Origin of the sequence: Marinobacter nanhaiticus D15-8W, assembly GCF_036511935.1 — a bacterium.
GTDB lineage: Bacteria > Pseudomonadota > Gammaproteobacteria > Pseudomonadales > Oleiphilaceae > Marinobacter_A > Marinobacter_A nanhaiticus.
In genome coordinates, this window is record NZ_AP028878.1 from 2,675,481 (window position 1) to 2,694,249 (window position 18,769).

Consider the following 18,769-nt stretch of genomic DNA (forward strand, 5'->3'; position numbering starts at 1 on the left):
ATGGACTGGCGTAGTTCCACCGGTGTCGACATATCCACGATGGAGATCAAATCTATGACCAGTGTCACCGAAGCCGTCGAACCTCCAAGCCATTTCAGCGCGCTCAATACGAGGGTTTGGGCCAACGGGCGGCACCTGGTCCGCTGCGTGCGTGTGATCGAGGAAACCTGGGACGTGAAGACGTTCTGCTTCAACGCCGAACAGTCCATCATGTTTTTCTTCAAGCCAGGTCAATTCGTAACACTTGAGCTTGAAATCGATGGCGAAAAGATCATGCGCTCTTACACGATCTCCAGCTCACCGTCTGTGCCTTACAGTTTCTCGATTACCGTAAAACGGGTGCCCGGAGGACATGTATCTAACTGGTTGCATGACAATCTGAAAGTTCAGGACGAGCTCGCGGTGCACGGACCGGTTGGCAACTTCAACTGTATCGACCACACCTCTGAGAAAGTACTGCTGCTCTCCGGCGGGGTCGGCATCACCCCGATGATGTCCATGGCACGATGGCACTTCGATACCAATGCCGAAATCGATATCACGTTCATACACAGCGCCCGCACGCCCAGAGATGTCATCTTCCAGCGCGAGCTGGAACACATGTGCTCACGCATCCCCAACTTCAATCTCAGCGTTATATGCGAGCGCACCGACATAGGGCAGGCCTGGAACGGCTACCGGGGTTACCTGGACGAGGCCAAACTGAAGATGATTGCTCCGGATTATCTGACTCGCCGCATCTTCTGTTGCGGCCCGACACCCTATATGCGTGCGATAAGGAACGTCCTTATCGAAAACGGGTTCGATCTGTCGAACTATCACGAGGAATCGTTCGGGGCGACACCGGCTACGGTGACCCAGGATGTCCTGGAGCAGGCCGAGCTGGCCGAGAAGCAGGCGGAGGAAGTCAAGGATGCTGACACGTACACCGTCGACTTCGCGGCGTCAGGCAAGAGTATCCAGGTCCTTCCCGGCGAAACCGTCCATGCTGCCGCCAGCCGTTTGGGCCTGAACATCCCCAAAGCCTGTGGGGTGGGAATATGCGGTACCTGCAAAGTGCTCAAGACATCCGGTGAAGTCGACATCCAGCACAATGGCGGCATTACAGAGGATGACCTTGTGGAAGGGTACATACTGTCCTGTTGCAGCACCCCGCTGTCCAACATCACCATCGAAGGTTGAGCGACCTTCGTCTCCAGGGCGAAAGCCGTCCAACTGCAGGTATGCCGAAATGAGGCGTAACTCTTGGGTTATGCCTATTATTTTTTCATCGGTGTCGTATTTGGACTCGAAGTTGGGGCAGATACGACGTTTTCTGAACATAGGCTTGTCCGTAACCGGCCTTAATATGTCTCTTCAACACCTATTGCATGAGTTCGGCGCCCCCTTGCTTCGAATAGCAGCGGATTATTCCAGGCGAGGCCCCGATTCAATGGAACGGAATTTGCTGAGGCTGACCAGTGGTTTCTGCACCCGAGACCGCAACCTCACTGTTTCAGAATGCACACTCTCGTACTACCAGGAATGGCCCGGAGGGCGGTGCCAGACTCGTTCGGAGCGACGTGACGTAAGCTGTTGCCAGATTCGATCCGACTAGAGTTCAGCCTCCGCTGATTATAAAGGACTGAAAACCAGAGAGAGGTAAGTCCATGAGAGAGAGTACTGTTTCTCGAGAAAGAGCGGTTGGTACAGAACCTTATCGGGTTGGTTTCCTGCTAATTAACAATTTCACCCTGGTTGCCCTGGCATCGGCCATCGATCCGCTGCGGATGGCCAACCAGCTTACCAGTTCCGAGCTTTATACCTGGCAGCTCCTGTCCCGTGATGGCGAGGCGGTCAAGGCCAGCGATGGCATTGCGATTTCGCCGGATGGATCGATCGACGACAAGGGATCATTTGATATCGTTATCGTCGTCGGCGGTGTCGACATCACACGGAGTTTTGGCGCCAAAGAGGTGCATTGGCTCCAGACACAGGCACACAGGAAGGTCCTGCTGGGCGCCATTTGCACGGGTGCTTATGTCCTGGCCAGCGGAGGGTTGCTGGACGGTTACCAATGCAGCGTTCACTGGGAGTGCCTGGCGTCGCTGCAGGAGCGATTTCCCCGGGTGAAATGCAGCAACCACCTCTATACCCTGGATCGTGATCGCATGACGTGCACCGGCGGTAGCGTTCCCATGGACATGATGCTCAGCATGATCACCCGCCAACATGGCAAGGCCCTGACCAACGCCGTTTGTGACATGTTCGTCTGCGATCGCGTACGTCCGGACAATGAGTTACAACGCACCCCGCTGCGCCGTTTGCTTGTCACTTCCCAGCCCAAGCTCGCCGAAGTCACCGAGCTCATGGAGGCGAACCTTGAGGAACCCATAGAGCTTGAGGAACTGGCGAGCTTCGTCGGTATTTCCCGTCGCCAACTGGAACGGCTGTTTCTTAAACATCTCAACTGCACGCCATCCCGTTATTACCTGAAGCTCAGACTGGACCGGGCTCGGCAGCTCCTCAAGCAAACCACCTGTTCGATTATCGAAGTGGCCTCGATGTGTGGTTTCGTATCCGCACCTCATTTCAGCCGGTGCTATCGCAAGTACGTCGGCATTTCACCGAAGGAGGAACGCACAGCCGTCTGGTCATTCAAGCGAATGGAATCACACAGCGACAGTACCCTTGTGGCGTTGCCTACATCGTCGAACGTGGCATTGCAGATTGCCCGGGCCGAACCCTCCTACGGATCGGTCAACTTCATGTTCGATCAGCAATCGACCATCCAGGAGCTCGCCGCTTCAGGTTGATCGCCGGACGCGCATACAGCTCCCGCTTTCCAGGCCCGTGAGTCGCCGTCGATCACGGGCTTTTTTGTGGTTTATCCCGGATTAGCGCGACGGGGAGGCCGGGAGTCCCCCGCACGAGTCGTAAGACCATGGGCACCTTCGGCGCCTCAGAAGCTGAAGCATCTGCTACATGCCCGAGTTATCTGAAAAATGTAGCCGACGCTTCAGCTTCGGAGCAGCCCGGCGGGCTGCCCATTCCCGGAATGCTTTCCGTTATAAAGATTCCCGCTAATCCGCGATGAACCTTTTTTGTGGATGACTCAAAGCCGGTTTGCTGCTCGGTCAGGCGACTTTATACCGTTATCCCGTTGGGCTACCTCTACTGCCAAAACGGACTGGCTGGTTTAGCGGCTGCCGATTTTGGTGCTCCCGCTGTCGCTTCCAGTGAATTTGAAGTCACACCCCATGGATACACTTCACCTAGATCCAGATAACGACCGGGGTGTCGCATGAACGAAGCCGAATTGCACCAGAACTCAATCATTATCGATGGCCTCATCATCGCCAGGTGGGGGCGCGAGCTCTTTGAAGACATGCACCGGGGCGGGCTCACCGCGGCCAATTGCACGGTTTCTGTCTGGGAGGATTTCCAGGCGACGGTCGACAACATCGTCCAGGTCAACGAGCTCATCGAAGAGAACAGCGACCTGGTCATCAAGGTCCGGACCACTGAAGACATTCGCAAAGCCAAAGAGCAGGGCAAGACAGGCATCATCATGGGCTTCCAGAATGCCCACGCCTTTGAGGACCAGCTCGGCTACATCCAGATCTTCAAGGACCTCGGCGTTGGCGTCGTCCAGATGTGCTACAACACCCAGAATCTCATCGGTACCGGGTGCTACGAACGGGACGGCGGGCTATCGGGATTCGGGCGCGAAGTCGTTGCCGAAATGAATCGCGTTGGCATCATGTGTGACCTTTCACACGTGGGCAGCAAGACCTCCGAGGAAGTGATCCTCGAGTCCCGCAAACCGGTCTGCTATTCCCATTGCCTACCTTCAGGTCTTAAGGAGCATCCTCGCAACAAGTCCGATCACGAGCTCAAGTTCATTGCCGAGCGTGGCGGATTTGTCGGCGTCACCATGTTCACGCCGTTCCTGAAGAAGGGGCCAGACGCAACCATCGACGACTACGTTGAGGCGATCGCCTACATCGTGGAAATCGTCGGTGAAGACCAGGTGGGTATAGGCACTGACTTTACCCAGGGGCAGGACAAGGCGTTCTTCGACTGGCTCACCCACGACAAGGGCTACGCCCGTGAGCTCACACAGTTCGGGAAGATCGTTAACCCCGAAGGCATCCGCACGGTCGGCGAATTTCCCAACCTGACCGCAGCGCTCCTACGCAACGGATTCTCGGTAGAACTGACGCGCAAGATCATGGGTGAAAACTGGCTGCGCGTCCTCGGCGATGTATGGGGAGATTAGCCATGACGACACACGCCCCGGAACTGCCTATCGAAGTCGACAGCGAGACCGGTATCTGGACCACAGACGCCTTGCCCATGCTCTATGTCCCCCGGCATTTCTTCATCAACAACCACCAGGCCATCGAAGAGGAAATCGGCCCAGATCGTTACGCCGTGATTCTCTATAAGGCCGGCTACAAATCGGCCTGGCACTGGTGCGAGAAGGAAGCAACATTACACGGCCTCAGCGGCAGCGATGTATTCGACCATTACATGAAACGCCTGTCGCAACGAGGGTGGGGCTTGTTCACCGTTGAATATCTGGACGTCCCACGCGGTCTTGCCAGGGTCCGCCTGGATCATTCGGCTTTCGTCTATCACTACGGAAAGGTAGGGCGCAAAGTCGATTACATGTTCACCGGCTGGTTCGCCGGTGCGATGGACCAGATCGCCAGCGCCCTCGGTTATGACATCCGTACGCAGGCCGAGCTGACACAAAGCGCTGCGGAGGAAGGCGTGAACCATGGCCTCTTCGACGTAAAGCCGTTGGGGACGCTCACGGCATCACAGCAATAACGCATTCGAATGTCGATGCAACGTCCGGTTGGCAGGCAGGAGCGACACGATGTCCCAGTTTGAAGCACTTTTTCGACCTTTACAGATCAACCAGCTGACCATCCGTAATCGTATCGTCAGTACCGCGCATGCCGAGGTCTATGCCACCGATGGCGGGATGACGACCGATCGTTACGTCAAGTATTACGAAGAAAAGGCCAAGGGCGGTTGCGGCCTCTGTATCTGCGGGGGCTCGAGTGTCGTTTCCATCGACAGCCCACAAAGCTGGTGGAGCTCGGTCAACCTGTCGACGGACCGTATCATTCCGCACTTCCAGAATCTGGCGGATGCCGTGCACAAGCATGGCGGCAAGATCATGATACAGATTACCCACATGGGACGCCGCTCTCGGTGGGATGGCGAAAACTGGCCCAACCTGATGTCACCGTCAGGCATCCGGGAGCCCGTGCACCGGGCCACCTGTAAAACCATCGAGGAAGAGGACATCTGGCGCATCATCGGCGACTTTGCCCAGGCGGCCCGGCGCGCCAGGGAGGGTGGGCTGGACGGCGTCGAGTTGTCCGCTGTTCATCAGCACATGATCGACCAATTCTGGTCACCACGTGTCAACAGGCGTACGGACGAGTGGGGCGGCAGCTTCGAAAACAGAATGCGCTTCGGTATCGAGGTGTTGAAAGCCGTACGCGCCGAAGTGGGTCGTGAGTTTGCCGTGGGTCTTCGTATCTGCGGTGATGAGTTCCATCCCGATGGTCTGAACCATGAGGACATGAAGCAGATCGCCCGGTATTACAACGATACCGGCTTGCTGGACTTCTTTGGCGTTGTGGGCTCCGGCTGCGACACCCATAACACCCTGGCAAACGTCATTCCCAACATGTCATTTCCGCCTGAGCCCTTCCTGCATCTGGCCGCAGGTATCAAGGAGGTGGTCGACGTCCCCGTTATCCATGCACAGAACATCAAGGATCCCAATCAGGCCCAGCGCATCCTGGAGGCGGGCTACGTGGACTTTGTCGGCATGACCCGGGCCCATATCGCCGACCCGCACCTGATCGCGAAGATCAAAATGAACCAGGTCGATCAGATCCGTCAGTGCGTCGGTGCGAACTACTGTATCGACCGGCAATACCAGGGGCTGGACGTGCTCTGTATCCAGAATGCCGCCACCTCCAGGGAACACCTTGGGTTGCCTCATATTATCGAGAAAACCGACGGTCCTGTTCGCAAGGTCGTGGTCGTTGGCGGTGGTCCCGGCGGGATGGAAGCTGCGCGCGTTGCTGCTGAGCGCGGCCATGATGTGACGCTGATTGAAAAGGCCGGTGAACTTGGCGGCCAGATCACGCTTGCCGCCAAGGCGCCGCAACGTGACCAGATCGCCGGGATCACCCGATGGTACGCATTGGAACTGGAGCGACTCGGGGTCGACCTCAAGTTCAATCTTGAAGCCGACGCCTCTGTGATCCGCGATTTCCAGCCCGACCTCTGCATCCTGGCGACCGGGGGCACGCCCTTCATTGAACAGAATCCTGAGTGGGGCTTCGAGGACAATCTGGTCGTTTCGTCCTGGGACATTCTCAGCGGTCGGGTCGAGCCTGGAAAGAACGTCCTTGTCTATGACACGATCTGCGAGTTTTCGGGCATGTCCGTAGCGGATTATCTGGCGGCAAAAGGGGCCCAGGTCGAGCTCGTCACCGATGATATCAAGCCCGGTGTCGGTATCGGTGGAACGACGTTCCCGACCTACTACCGCAGCTTATACGAGCGGGAAGTGATCATGACCTCGGACCTGGTGCTGGAAAAGGTTTACGCCGAGGGCGACAAGAAGATCGCCGTCCTGGAAAACGAGTACACCGGCAACAGGGAAGAGCGGGTGGTGGACCAGGTCGTCATCGAGAATGGAACACGGCCCAACGAGGCCCTGTACTACGCGTTGAAACCGGGTTCGATCAACAAAGGGCAGATCGACACCGAGGCGCTGTATGCCTGCAAGGCCCAGCCCGCTCTCGATGAAGCGGGTAGCGGCATGATCCTGTGGCGACTCGGCGATTGCGTCTCCCAGCGGAATACCCACGCAGCGATCTACGATGCGTTGCGCTTGTGCAAGGACCTCTAGCTTCTACCAGTGAGGTACATGATGCTCCCTGATTGGCTGCTTCCAGCGCTGATAACGATCGCCCTTGGTCTTTTTGCCATTGGTGCCATCCGTCGTATTCGCCTCTGGCGCGCGGGTCGTCCCGAACCAGTCAACCTGATAGCGGGACTACTGGCCATGCCGCGGCGGTACCTGGTGGATCTGCACCACGTGGTAGCGCGTGACAAACCGATGTCCAATACACACGTCGCGACGGCAGGCGGCTTCGTGTTGTCCATGCTGCTCATCATTCCGGTCTATGTATTCGGACTCGAAAGTCGGTGGATCACGATTCCGCTTCTGGCATCGACACTCACCATGTTCGTTGGAGCCCTGTTTGTATACCGTCGCCGTCGTCATCCGCCGGCGCGACTGTCAAAGGGCCCGTGGATGCGTTTGCCGAAAAATCTCCTCGCGTTTTCCGGCTCGTTCTTTCTACTTACGCTATTGGCGTCCGACGTCCTCCCCGAAAACCTGGAACACGGGGTTATCGTCAGTGTATTGCTGGTGGGGGTCATCCTCGGCTTGTCAGAGCTGCTTTTCGGCATGGGGTGGGGCGGGCCGATGAAGCACGCCTTCGCCGGTGCTTTGCACCTTGCTTTCCATCGGCGCCCGGAGCGCTTTGGCGGCGGGCGATCGACCGGCCTGAAACCCGTCGATCTCGATGGCCCGTTGGGGGTGGCCAAACCGGCGGACTTCAAATGGAACCAACTGCTCGGCTTCGATGCCTGTGTCCAATGCGGTCGCTGTGAAGCCGTATGCCCGGCCTTTGCGGCGGGCCAGCCCCTGAACCCGAAGAAGCTGATCCAGGACATGGTCGTTGGCCTGACCGCCGGAAGCGACGCCAACTATGCCGGTAGCCCCTACCCAGGTATCGACGTCGGTAACGCGCAGGGCAGTCCCCACCAGCCTATCGTGGACGGACTTGTCAACGCCGATACCCTATGGTCCTGCACGACCTGTCGGGCCTGTGTCGAAGAATGTCCAATGATGATCGAACACGTCGACGCGATCGTCGATATGCGTCGCCACCTGACGCTTGAGCGCGGGAAAACGCCGAATAAAGGCGCTGAGGTACTGGACAACCTGATCGCCACCGACAATCCCGGGGGCTATGAGCCTGGCAGTCGCATGAACTGGGCCGCAGATCTGGCGTTGCCCTTAATGGCCGACAGGCAGGAGGCTGAGGTGCTGTTCTGGGTCAGCGACGGCTGTTTCGATATGCGTAGCCAACGCATTCTAAGGGCGTTCGTCAAGATCCTCAAAGCCGCCGACGTCGATTTCGCGGTTCTTGGCAACGAGGAATGCGATTCCGGCGATGTTGCCCGACGCCTCGGCGACGACGCGACCTTCCAGATGCTTGCCAAACACAATATCGCCACGCTGGGCAGATACCGGTTCCGCCGGATCGTGACCACCGATCCCCATGCCTTCCACGTTCTCAAGAACGAGTACGGCGATTTCGGCGGTCACTACGATGTCGCGCACCACAGCACGTTTATCAATGAACTCGTCGCGCAGGGGCGTATCAAGCTGGACCGGATCAAGCGCGGGACCGTTACCTATCATGATCCTTGCTATCTCGGTCGCTATAACGGCGAGTACGAGGCTCCTCGCGCATTGCTTGCAGCCCTGGGAATCACAGTCAGCGAAATGGAACGCTCGGGTTATCGCTCCCGTTGCTGTGGCGGGGGAGGTGGAGCACCCATAACGGATGTTCCTGGAGAACACCGCATCGCGGATATGCGAGTGAACGATGCCCGGGAGGTAGAGGCGGATACCATTGCCGTCGCCTGCCAACAGTGCACCGCCATGCTCGAAGGTGTGGTTGAACCGCGACCGGCTATTCACGATGTCGCCGAACTGGTTGCGGAAGCCCTGGTAGACGAGGTGCTCGAACCCAGCGCCCGGGTAGTCCGCGCCGAGGTAGAGGAGGTGTGCTGATGAATGACGTCCCCCGGCGTAATCCGCGCAACGAGTGGATCTTGAGAAATCGTCTGCACGTGCAGCATGACGAGCTGGTAGCGGCGGAAACCGGACCCGTGCGTGGACCGACAGGCCTCCTGCGCAAAAATCCCCACGGTGTGGGTTTTATCGGCCCCCAAGGGATCAAACGCATTGACCGTAGCAGCCGTTCGACGCCTGCACTATCAGGCAACACTATAGGCGCCAGAGGCCCATCCCGGCCAGCAGAGGTTACGCTTCCCCTCCATCAGGTGCTTGAGCCTGAATTCTATATTGCCGCCGTCCTGGATCTCGTGGGCGGGCGACTTACCAGTCATGACAGGGATGTGCTGGGCCAGGCGCAACAACTGGCCCGGGACAATGAGGGGCAGGGCGCGGTCGTCGCTGTCGTATTGGGCGAGTCCCGTGAGACCGGCTTTGACACGGCAGGCGCTGACAGGGTCATTCACCTGAACGAGCTTGGAGGTATTGCCTTCGACGGCTACTGTCCGGAAATCAGGATGGCGGTACTCGAGGCCATCGAGTTGGAGCTGGCGCCACGTTACTGGTTGTTCCCCGATTCAGTTCACGGGGGCGCGGATCTTGGTGCCCGACTCGCCGCAAGACTCGGCGAACGTCCCGCCGTCCATGCCTGGAAAGTGGATAGGGAGCAGACCCTATGCCGTGGCGGCAACCAGTTGACAGACTGGCTTCGTCCGACCGGGCGGGTGCTGTTGCTGGCCGAGGAATGCGCACGGCCTGTCGATGAAACACGGCATGAGGCCACGCATATCGAATTGGCCTCGATTTCGGAGGTTTCGGTATCTATCGAAGATCTTGGGCAAGTCGAGGTCGATCCAGCCACAATCGCCCTGGACGAGGCAGAGTTCATTCTGTCCGCGGGTAACGGCATACGTGACTGGGCGCAATTCCATGAAGTCGCCTCCGCTCTCGGCGCCACCGAAGGTGCCAGCCGGGTCGCGGTGGATGCGGGCCATATGCCCCGTTACCGGCAGGTCGGCGCCTCGGGCACCTGGGTTTCGGCGCAGGTATACATAGCCGTGGGTATTTCCGGCGCCATTCAGCATCTCCAGGGGATTGGCCAATGCAATAAGGTGGTCGCCATAAATGTCGACGAGGGCTGTGACATGGTTAGACGGGCCGACCTCAGCGTTATCGGCGACAGCTACACCATTCTCGAAGCACTGCTGCAATTGACCAGGGCGCATCGGCAATCAGCATCTTCAGGCGCAACATCGCCAACCGTACAAACCGACGAGGAAGCACGTCATGTGGCCTGATACCAATCTCAAGGTTGCTGCCCTAGTGTCCGTCGGACAACACCCTAAATCCGGTCGCGCCCGACGCGCCAGCCAGGATGCGCGTGCTGTAGAACTTGGTCTTAAGATGAGCGGCGACAATTTTGAGGCCATTCATGTCGGCAATTGTCATGAGGAAGGCCTGCGCCAATACCTGGGTATGGGCCTGGGACGCATCACCCGGCTGGTTGCCGATGAAGACGCGGATGCCGTTCCCGTACTTGGCGATCACCTACAGACCGCGCCGGCCGAGACAATGCCGGACATTCTGCTGACCGGAGTCCATGCTGAACGGGGGGAAGGGTCAGGCATGACCCCCTATCTTCTGGCGGAACGTCTCGGTTGGCCCCTGGTCCCGCGTATTGCCGATATCTACAAGGTCGAAAACGGTAAAGCAGATGTGCTGCAGGCGCTTCCTCGCGGGCAGCGCCGCCTACTGCGCGTGCCTCTGCCTTTTGTAGCCACGGTCGACAACGCAGCACCGGATGCGCGCCAATACGCGTTCGGCCCGGCCAATCGCGGCCAACTGGTCGACCTGACCGTACCCGCACCAACGGACGACGCGCGACTGCAATGGCAGTGCTCTCCCGCAAGACCAAGACCGAAGCGCCTACCGATTGCGAAAGCCACGTCTGCGGCCGATCGATTCAAGGCGGCGACGGCAAAGCCTCAGGGGCAGGGCGGAACGATTATTCGCGAGGGAACCGACAGCGAGAAAGCTGCGGCGATCATGGCGTTACTGGTTTCTGAAGGCGTCGTGCGGTAGTTACACGATAGGGTTAACCGCCGCCACGGCTTGTATGAAGTTGCCGTTTTAAGACACGCAACCTAATTTACATGTCGCAGCTAGAGATCAGCGCCAGCCCTCAATTCCATACCATCAATGTTACCCGGAACACATCGAATCAGCTGAGACACGATAATTCCAATCAGTTACACGCGGCATCCCGGGCTCATTCGATATGGCTTCCGGCACCCCAACGGAATCCGATAATCATTGATTACTCTGGAGAGCCCCATGACCGAACGCGTGAAACCAGCGGTCGACGTTGCCAGTTCGTACGACAGCATCGACTACAAGATCGGACAAGATAACGTCAAAATCGCCGGGTTCGATATCCACAACCCGGTATTCGGCGTCAGCGCCACGCTCATCATTCTTTTCGTTGCAGCCACCCTGTATACCCCTGAAGCGGCCAATGGCTTGTTGCTTGGAGCACGAGGCTGGGTTATCGATCACTTTGACTGGCTGTTTATGGCCGGCGGGAATCTGTTCGTGGTTTTCTGTCTGGCGTTGATTTTCCTGCCAGCGGGAAAGGTTCGCATTGGCGGTATCGATGCAAAGCCTGAATTTTCCACGCTATCCTGGTTCGCCATGCTGTTTGCCGCCGGTATGGGTATCGGTCTGATGTTCTGGAGCGTCGCCGAGCCAGTGGCCTATTTTACCGACTGGTATGGCACGCCGCTCAATGTGGCTGCCAACACGGAAGCCGGCAAGTCGCTGGCCCTTGGCGCCACAATGTTCCACTGGGGCCTCCACCCCTGGGCCATGTATGGCATTGTTGGGTTGTCCCTTGCTTTCTTTGCCTACAACAAAGGCCTGCCCCTCACGATCCGGTCGGCTTTCTATCCGATACTTGGCAATCGCACCTGGGGCCGAATCGGGGACGCCATAGACATCGTGGCAGTTTTGGCAACGATATTCGGCCTCGCCACATCGCTGGGCCTGGGCGCACAGCAGGCCGCGAGCGGTCTGGCTTACCTTGGTCTTGTCGAAAATGGGATGGGTACCCAGATCGGGTTGATTGCCTTTATTACGGCCATCGCGATTTTCTCTGTCGTTCGCGGGCTTGAGGGCGGCGTCAAGTTACTGAGCAACATCAATATGGTGATCGCATTTATCCTGCTGCTTGCGGTCATCGCCCTTGGCTCTGTCAGTGGTTTCTTCTCAAACCTGATCAACCTGTTTAGTTCCTATGGTCAGAATATCGTGGCCCTCAGCAACTGGGTGGGACGCGATGACGAGACCTGGTTTCACGGTTGGACGGTTTTCTATTGGGCCTGATGGATATCCTGGTCGCCTTTCGTCGGTATGTTTATCGCCCGCGTCTCCAAAGGCCGTACGGTGAGGGAATTCATGCTCGCCGTGCTGATCATCCCGACCCTTGTCTGTGGCATCTGGGTGACCGCTTTTGGCGGTAATGCGCTTGATCAGATCCAGGCTGGGGTGGGCGCCTTAAGTGGCGGACTGACTGAAGTACCGCTCGCCATGTTCCAGATGATGGAGGCGATATCCTTTACCGCGTTGCTATCCTTCCTTGCCATCGTCCTGGTCCTGGTGTTCTTTGTAACGTCCTCCGATTCAGGTTCACTGGTGATTGACGGAATCACCGCCGGAGGCAAAGAGGATGTGCCGGTTGCCCAGCGTGTGTTCTGGGCCACTATGGAAGGCGTGATTGCGGCTACCTTGCTGTTTGGTGGAGGTGCTCAGGCGTTACAGGCACTCCAGGCCGGCGCCGTGACCGCAGGTTTGCCGTTCGCCGTTATCCTGATACTCATGTGCGTGAGTCTCTATATGGGTCTTTCCGGAGATGCCAGAAAGCTGGGCTATAGCAAAGCGTAAAGGTCGGGGCAGGGGCCATCGTAACGATCACTCCTGCCCGATCTCACAATTTCAAAACTCAGTTTTGAGCCGAGAACCTGATGATTGATAGGACATCGAAAAAATTCCGCTTACCCGAACCGATGCTTCTTTAAGCTCAACGCGTCGCTTTTCTTGCGAAAAGAGGGATGAGACAGAGTAATCCTGTCAGCATCCAGAACGCGAAAGGTAAACTAAACACCTTCGCGAAAAAGCCCACAGCCGCGGGACCCAGGAGTATACCAGCATACCCCAGGCTCCCTATCGCGGCGACTGCCAGAGCAGGGGGCATGTCCTTCTGCGTACCCCCACGACGGAACAGGACGGGCACGATATTCGAGGCTCCCAAACCGATCAACAAGAAGCCGCAGAGTGCGATGAACGGCACGGGTATCGCAAGGAGTACGGCAAATCCGACCAATGCGGTGATCCCACCCCAGAACATCAACGCTCGATCGCCGATTCTCATCGCGATGGCGTCTCCCGTAAACCGGCCCAAGGTCATGGTGATGGCAAATAGCATGTAACCAAGACCACCCTGGGGTTCGTCGACCTTGCCGGTGCTCGTGATCAATAGGGCGCTCCAGTCGAGTACTGCGCCCTCGACAAGAAACATGATCCCGCCCAGCATAGCCAGGATCAGCACAACACCCTTCGGGAAGGCGAACATCGGCGCCTCGTCATCAGGATGGGACGACAAAAGGCGTGGCCAGGCGATTAGAACAGCCGGCAGCATCAGTACCGCACAGATAAATGTACTCACCTTTGCGCTGACGCCGACTGACAGAAGGGCGGTCATCAACCCGGCGCCAAGAAATCCTCCCACACTGAATAATCCATGAAAGCCTGACATCAAAGGCTTGTCGGCGGCCTTTTCGACTTCGACGGCATGAACGTTCATTGCAACATCCAGCGCCCCCAACGATGCGCCAAAGCCAAACAGGGCAACGCCCAGGGCTTGCGGTGTCGTGGAGAGCATCAACAAAGGGAGTATTAAGGTGAGTCCCAGACCGCCGGCAATGATGATCGGCTTACTGCCGTAACGCGAAGAAAACACGCCGGTGGATACCATGGCGAATATCGACCCAACGCCCAGACAGAGTAATAGGAGGCCGATAACCCCTTCGTCCAATTCAAGTTGCAGCTTGACGATCGGAACCAGCGGTGCCCAGCAGGAAATACCGAATCCGGCAGTAAGAAAGGCAAGCCGAGTCGCTAGCCGAGGTGCGTGCAGGTTACTGGATTCCACCGGGTATACTCCAAATTCCTCAAGAAACTTAATGGCCGCGATCAGCCCTGACGACCGAAGGACACATGCTCTTCAACTGTTGGAAGTCTCTGTCGGGCAGGTCGTGTTCAACGATCAGTTCCGTGAGTTCGTTTAACTCACCAATCTTGTGAGGCGCACGCAGGGTCACTTTTTCATTCGTTGCCAGCACGATTTTGTGCTGGCTTCTGGCTAGCAACTGGCGCTTGAACATAGCGTCAGCGGAGTTGAAGGCGCCAATGCCATGTGACCTTGAAAGGGCGCAGGCGCCGATAAAGGCGCGGTCGATATTCAGTTGTACGAGGGCGAGCAATGCGTTGCCATCCACGCAGCCACCGAGTTGGTGGGACGCCGACCCACCCAGAACGATCAATTCGATATCTGGTCTCTGCAGCAACTCGGCAGCAATCACCAGAGAATTAGTAGCCACCTTTAACTCGTGGTCTTCGGGTAATAACTTAGCTAGTGCGAGATTGGTGCTGCCATTATCGAGAAAGACGAACTCTCCAGGCTGGATGCTCCTTACCCCCGTTTTGGCCAAGTGAGCCTTTTGTTCCTGGCCTTCACTCATTCGCACTGACATGGGCGGCGAGTCGGACGTCAACGGCAAGGCGCCACCATAGACCCGCCGACAGAGGCCCTCAGCCGCCAGCGCGCGCAAATCACGGCGTATCGCATCTTCGGAAACGTTGAATTCCAGCGCCAGGGCACTCGCGATCACCGAGTGTCCGTTCGCCAACCGCTCGGCGATTTGATCCCGTCGTTCCATAGGTATGTCATTGGCGACCATGTGTACCCCAACCGTGCATCAACAAGAATATATCCCGATAATCGTGCATAAACAGGAGATACCCGTCAAGAACAAGATCGCGCAAAGCAGCACATCGTTCACGCGTGGACCCTTTAAGTTGGAGAGGAGGGTAAGCCGTCTAAGCGGCCTAGCTGGCGCGGCTGGCCGAACAATCATTTGTTCGTTGTGACATCATCCGCGACTGTCTATCCTATTGAAGGTTATTATGAATTCCCTCGTGGGCGCCCGCCGCATTCGGCCAAGGATACGCAAAGATGAAGCGAACACAGTTTCTCCAGGATTTGATCAAGCAGCTCTCGCCAACACTTGATCCGAATTCTTATGTTTACTGCACGGTGGCTAAAGCAAAGTACGGCGAACTGGAACACCTAAAACCCATCGTCAGCCTGGCCGAACTGGAAGGACTTACTCTCGTTATTCCGCTGGAACAGGCCGAAGCCGAAGGCCTGGACTATTACCGGGTCTTCCGCCGCATCACGCTCAAAGGGCACTCCAGTCTTGACGCGCTGGGGCTGACTTCCGTTGTTACAAGTGTCCTCGCCGAACGCGGGATTACCACCAATGTCGTTGCCGGCTTTTATCACGACCATATGTTCGTGCCGAGCGATCGAATCGATGAGGCGATGGAGGCGTTGAAGACTTTGGCAAGCGAAGGCTGACGCGCGAATCTCCTGAAAGTTCTTTTCGAGGCGCTCCCTCGATTTTCCACTGGACCGAATGCGTCGTGCGGAGGGGCGCCACGTTGGTGTACTTGCAGAAATCCCCTGCGTTTCGGGGTTTGGTTCAGGGGGTAGGTTGTCTGGTATCGCCTAAACAGCTCGAAAATTCGGCGCCAGATTTTTTTCGAAATGGTCAACGAGAAAGTCGATAAAGACACGCGTCTTTGCCGGCAAGAGTTTCTGTCCCGAGTAGTAGACGACGACGGAACCCAGATCGACATACCAGTCCGGTAGCAGGCGCACCAACTCGCCCCTTTGGAGGTAAGGGTAGGCGCGATCCAGCGGTGCCAGCGTGACGCCCAGTCCCATCGCCGCGCAACGGCAGATAGCTTCCGGATCATTCATAATGAACGACGGTTTGAGACTCACATCGTAGCTTGAACCGTCCGTGCAGCGCATAGTCCACTTACGCGGCCGGCCGCTTTGGGTCGATCTGACAACGATTCCATCCAGCGCCTCGAGTTCACCTGGCTCCTTCGGGACGGGGTTATTCTTGACGAAAGTCGGCGAGGCCACCGCTACCAGATGTAATTTGCACAACTCCCGCGCCACCACTCCCGGCATGAGTTCCACCGCGCCACTGATCGCCGCGTCGAACCCTTCTGCAATCAAGTCCACCCGTCGATTTTCAAAGTGCCAATCGGGAACCACTGCCGGATAAAGCGTGTTGAACTCTGATAACAGCGGAAGAACGTTGTCTATCCCCATCGAAGGGGACAAGCTGACCCGCAAACGGCCGGCCGGGACCTGGCGAAACTCATCCACTCGGGCAATCGCTGCTTCGATGCTGTCCAGATGCTCAACCACTTCCGCATAAAAGCGTTCGCCGACCTCCGTTAACGTCAGGCGCCGGGTACTTCGATGGAACAGGCGGGTTCCGAGATTACGCTCCAATTGCGCAACGTTTTTGCTCACCGCGGACGATGACACACCCAGCCGTCTTGCCGCCTCCGAGAAGTTCAGGGCCTCGGCGGCTCTAACGAATGAAACCAGATTTCCCCACGGCTCCACGATGTGATCTCCGACATTTGGTTGAAACTGATACTACGGATTCATGACTAATTCGTCCAAAAGGGGCGACGTATAGTGGTCGTTGTTAGCCCACAAACGACCCTGGTTCAAAGCGGGCAGAAGGTATGGAGATGAACAGCGCGTTGCGACGGCATTAGCGGCTCTCCAGAACGCAAGATCCAATTGATGTTCCGCTTACGGCCATATTTGGACAAGGAGATTCATCATGAGTAAGAGACTTGAAGGTAAAGTCGCGCTAGTCACTGGAGGCACGACAGGCATAGGCCGCGCATCAGTCCAGGAATTCGTCTCACAAGGCGCAACCGTGTTCGTGACCGGCCGCCGCCAGGCCGAACTCGATGAAGCCGTGGCCATGGCAGGTTCAGGTGCGATCGGTATTCGCGGCGACATATCAAACATGGATGATCTGGACCGGATTTTGACTGAAATCGCGGAGAAAGCTGGGCATCTGGATATTGTTTTTGCAAATGCCGGCCTTGGGGACTTCCTTCCCATGGGCGAAATTACCGAAGAACATTTTGATCGGATTTTCAGTGTCAATGTGAAGGGAACGTTGTTCACCGTTCAGAAAGCTTTGCCTCTCTTGCGCGATGGCAGCTCAGTCATCCTTACAGGGTCCACGACCGGCAGCTCGGGAACAGAGAACTTCAGTGTATACAGCGCGAGTAAGGCAGCGGTACGCAACTTTGCGCGCAACTGGATACTCGACCTGAAAACGCGTCGAATTCGGGTCAACACGCTGAGTCCAGGGCCTGTGGAGACTCCGGGACTCACCGGCCTGGTTCCGACCGAGCACTCACAGGGCTTGCTGGATAGCTTCGCAGATCTCGTTCCCCTCGGGCGGGTAGGGCAGCCGAGTGAAATCGCCAAGGTAGCGTCGTTCCTTGCTTCAGACGAGAGCAGCTTTGTTAACGGCATCGAGCTCTTTGCCGACGGCGGTATAGCGCAGATCTAACACCTTTTGCCTGGCCCCGGTCCGGATAGCGCACTCTCATGATCGGGGATAAAAGCTGAGTCGATCGGCAGCGAGTATTTGGGGCTCTGGACGGCCCCAAAGCCCTGCTAAATAATGATGCTCCTGTTTGGATTGATAACGAATACGAGGCTATTCCGGCATGCCATACGCCAACGTGAATGACGTTAACCTCTACTACGAATGTCATGGAAAAGGCGCTCCGTTAATGCTGATCGCTGGCCTTGCTAGCGACTCCCAGAGTTGGGGGCCGGTAATAGACGAGCTATCCCAGCATTACCTCGTTATCGTTCTGGACAACCGAGGTGTGGGTCGCACCACCCCCCAGGATGGTGGGACGAGCATCCAGCACATGGCGAACGACTGCATGGCGCTTCTCGATTATCTGGAATTGCCTGATGCGAGCCTGCTTGGGCATTCAATGGGTGGCTTCGTAGCGCTGGATTGTACTATTCGCTATCCCGCACGCGTATCGAAACTGATCCTTGCCGGAACGTCGGCGTTAAACTCCGATAGGAATAACAGCCTGTTTCAGGATTGGGTCGCTGACCTGAAAACAGGAATGGATGCGGCTACCTGGTTCCGTAACATTTTTTATTCGATATTCAGTGATCGTTTCTTCGAAAACAAAGAAACCGTAACTGAAGCCATTCGATTCGCGGTCGAGTACCCATATCCCCAAGGCGTAACCGCCTTCGAACAACAGGTCGATGCCATCGCAGCTTTTAATTGCCTGGACCAACTGCCAAACATTACTCAGGAGACGATGGTCATTTGCGGAAAGCAGGACCTCCTGTTTCCCTCAGAGGAAAGCAGCAACGTTTTTCAGGTGATCCCGCACGTCAGTATTAAGGTGCTCGACGATGCGGCTCATTCGATACACATGGAAGTCCCGGGCGCATTTCTGGCGCATGTCGTCAACTTCCTTAGCGCTGAGGATGTGCCCCCAAGACAGGATGTAGGTTGACTGAAGTTGGTGACTACAGCTTCCGGCGATCCTGATGGACGGTATAGATCCGTTCTCGAAAGCACGTTATCTAGCATTTTCAATACTTTGAAAAACGAAAGTAAAGAGAATTATAGATGCTAATCCGTCCCCGGTTTCCACCAAACA

14 protein-coding genes and 1 pseudogene are annotated in these 18,769 nt (G+C 56.8%); 12 read left to right on the forward strand and 3 right to left on the reverse strand.

Annotation, left to right across the window (positions count from 1 at the left end):
• Positions 1–54 precede the first annotated feature (54 nt).
• The 9 genes and pseudogenes from RE428_RS11920 to RE428_RS11960 all read left to right on the forward strand — a co-directional run bounded on the left by RE428_RS11920 (position 55) and on the right by RE428_RS11960 (position 12,835).
• Positions 55–1,182 (forward strand): FAD-binding oxidoreductase, encoded by a 1,128-nt coding sequence (locus tag RE428_RS11920; protein ID WP_040882677.1) that lies wholly within the window; start codon positions 55–57, stop codon positions 1,180–1,182.
• A gap of 467 nt (positions 1,183–1,649) precedes the next feature.
• Positions 1,650–2,795, forward strand: a complete 1,146-nt coding sequence (gene gbdR, locus RE428_RS11925) for a choline metabolism transcriptional regulator GbdR (RefSeq protein WP_004582240.1) — start codon at positions 1,650–1,652, stop codon at positions 2,793–2,795.
• 488 nt (positions 2,796–3,283) lie between these two features.
• Positions 3,284–4,261 carry a dipeptidase gene (locus tag RE428_RS11930; protein WP_004582241.1) on the forward strand — a complete coding sequence of 326 codons (978 nt, stop codon included), beginning with the start codon at positions 3,284–3,286 and terminating at the stop codon, positions 4,259–4,261.
• Positions 4,262–4,263: 2 nt separating this feature from the next.
• Positions 4,264–4,818, forward strand: coding sequence for a DUF5943 domain-containing protein (locus RE428_RS11935; protein ID WP_004582242.1), 555 nt, complete (start codon positions 4,264–4,266; stop codon positions 4,816–4,818).
• 49 nt (positions 4,819–4,867) lie between these two features.
• Entirely contained in the window at positions 4,868–6,931 is a 2,064-nt protein-coding gene (gene dgcA, locus RE428_RS11940) for a dimethylglycine demethylation protein DgcA (RefSeq protein WP_004582243.1), read from the forward strand.
• A gap of 21 nt (positions 6,932–6,952) precedes the next feature.
• Complete coding sequence (locus RE428_RS11945; RefSeq protein ID WP_004582244.1) at positions 6,953–8,893, forward strand: (Fe-S)-binding protein; 1,941 nt, start codon at positions 6,953–6,955, stop codon at positions 8,891–8,893.
• Positions 8,893–10,194: an electron transfer flavoprotein subunit alpha gene (etfA, locus tag RE428_RS11950; RefSeq protein WP_004582245.1), complete on the forward strand. Its 1,302-nt coding sequence runs from the start codon at positions 8,893–8,895 to the stop codon at positions 10,192–10,194. Before RE428_RS11945 ends, etfA begins: the two co-directional genes overlap by 1 nt.
• The gene (gene etfB / locus RE428_RS11955; protein ID WP_004582246.1) at positions 10,184–10,978 is read left to right on the forward strand and encodes an electron transfer flavoprotein subunit beta; all 795 of its coding nucleotides are present in this window, start codon (positions 10,184–10,186) and stop codon (positions 10,976–10,978) included. Before etfA ends, etfB begins: the two co-directional genes overlap by 11 nt.
• Before the next feature lie 252 nt (positions 10,979–11,230).
• Positions 11,231–12,835, forward strand: a pseudogene (locus RE428_RS11960) (BCCT family transporter).
• A 136-nt stretch (positions 12,836–12,971) separates the two neighbouring features.
• On the opposite strand, the gene RE428_RS11965 reads toward RE428_RS11960, so the two are convergent.
• Positions 12,972–14,102, reverse strand: coding sequence for an MFS transporter (locus RE428_RS11965; RefSeq protein ID WP_004582247.1), 1,131 nt, complete (start codon positions 14,100–14,102; stop codon positions 12,972–12,974).
• 28 nt (positions 14,103–14,130) lie between these two features.
• Entirely contained in the window at positions 14,131–14,910 is a 780-nt protein-coding gene (locus RE428_RS11970; RefSeq protein ID WP_004582248.1) for a DeoR/GlpR family DNA-binding transcription regulator, read from the reverse strand.
• A gap of 275 nt (positions 14,911–15,185) precedes the next feature.
• Between RE428_RS11970 and RE428_RS11975 the strand changes: the two genes are divergently transcribed.
• Positions 15,186–15,590, forward strand: a complete 405-nt coding sequence (locus RE428_RS11975) for an ACT domain-containing protein (RefSeq protein ID WP_004582249.1) — start codon at positions 15,186–15,188, stop codon at positions 15,588–15,590.
• Between the two features lie 150 nt (positions 15,591–15,740).
• On the opposite strand, the gene RE428_RS11980 is transcribed toward RE428_RS11975, so the two are convergent.
• Positions 15,741–16,661: a LysR family transcriptional regulator gene (locus tag RE428_RS11980; RefSeq protein WP_004582250.1), complete on the reverse strand. Its 921-nt coding sequence runs from the start codon at positions 16,659–16,661 to the stop codon at positions 15,741–15,743.
• A 226-nt stretch (positions 16,662–16,887) separates the two neighbouring features.
• Between RE428_RS11980 and RE428_RS11985 the strand changes: the two genes are divergently transcribed.
• Positions 16,888–17,637: an SDR family NAD(P)-dependent oxidoreductase gene (locus RE428_RS11985; RefSeq protein WP_004582251.1), complete on the forward strand. Its 750-nt coding sequence runs from the start codon at positions 16,888–16,890 to the stop codon at positions 17,635–17,637.
• Positions 17,638–17,797: 160 nt separating this feature from the next.
• On the forward strand, positions 17,798–18,622 hold the full coding sequence (locus tag RE428_RS11990) for an alpha/beta fold hydrolase (protein WP_040882678.1): 825 nt from the start codon (positions 17,798–17,800) through the stop codon (positions 18,620–18,622).
• Positions 18,623–18,769: the final 147 nt, after the last annotated feature.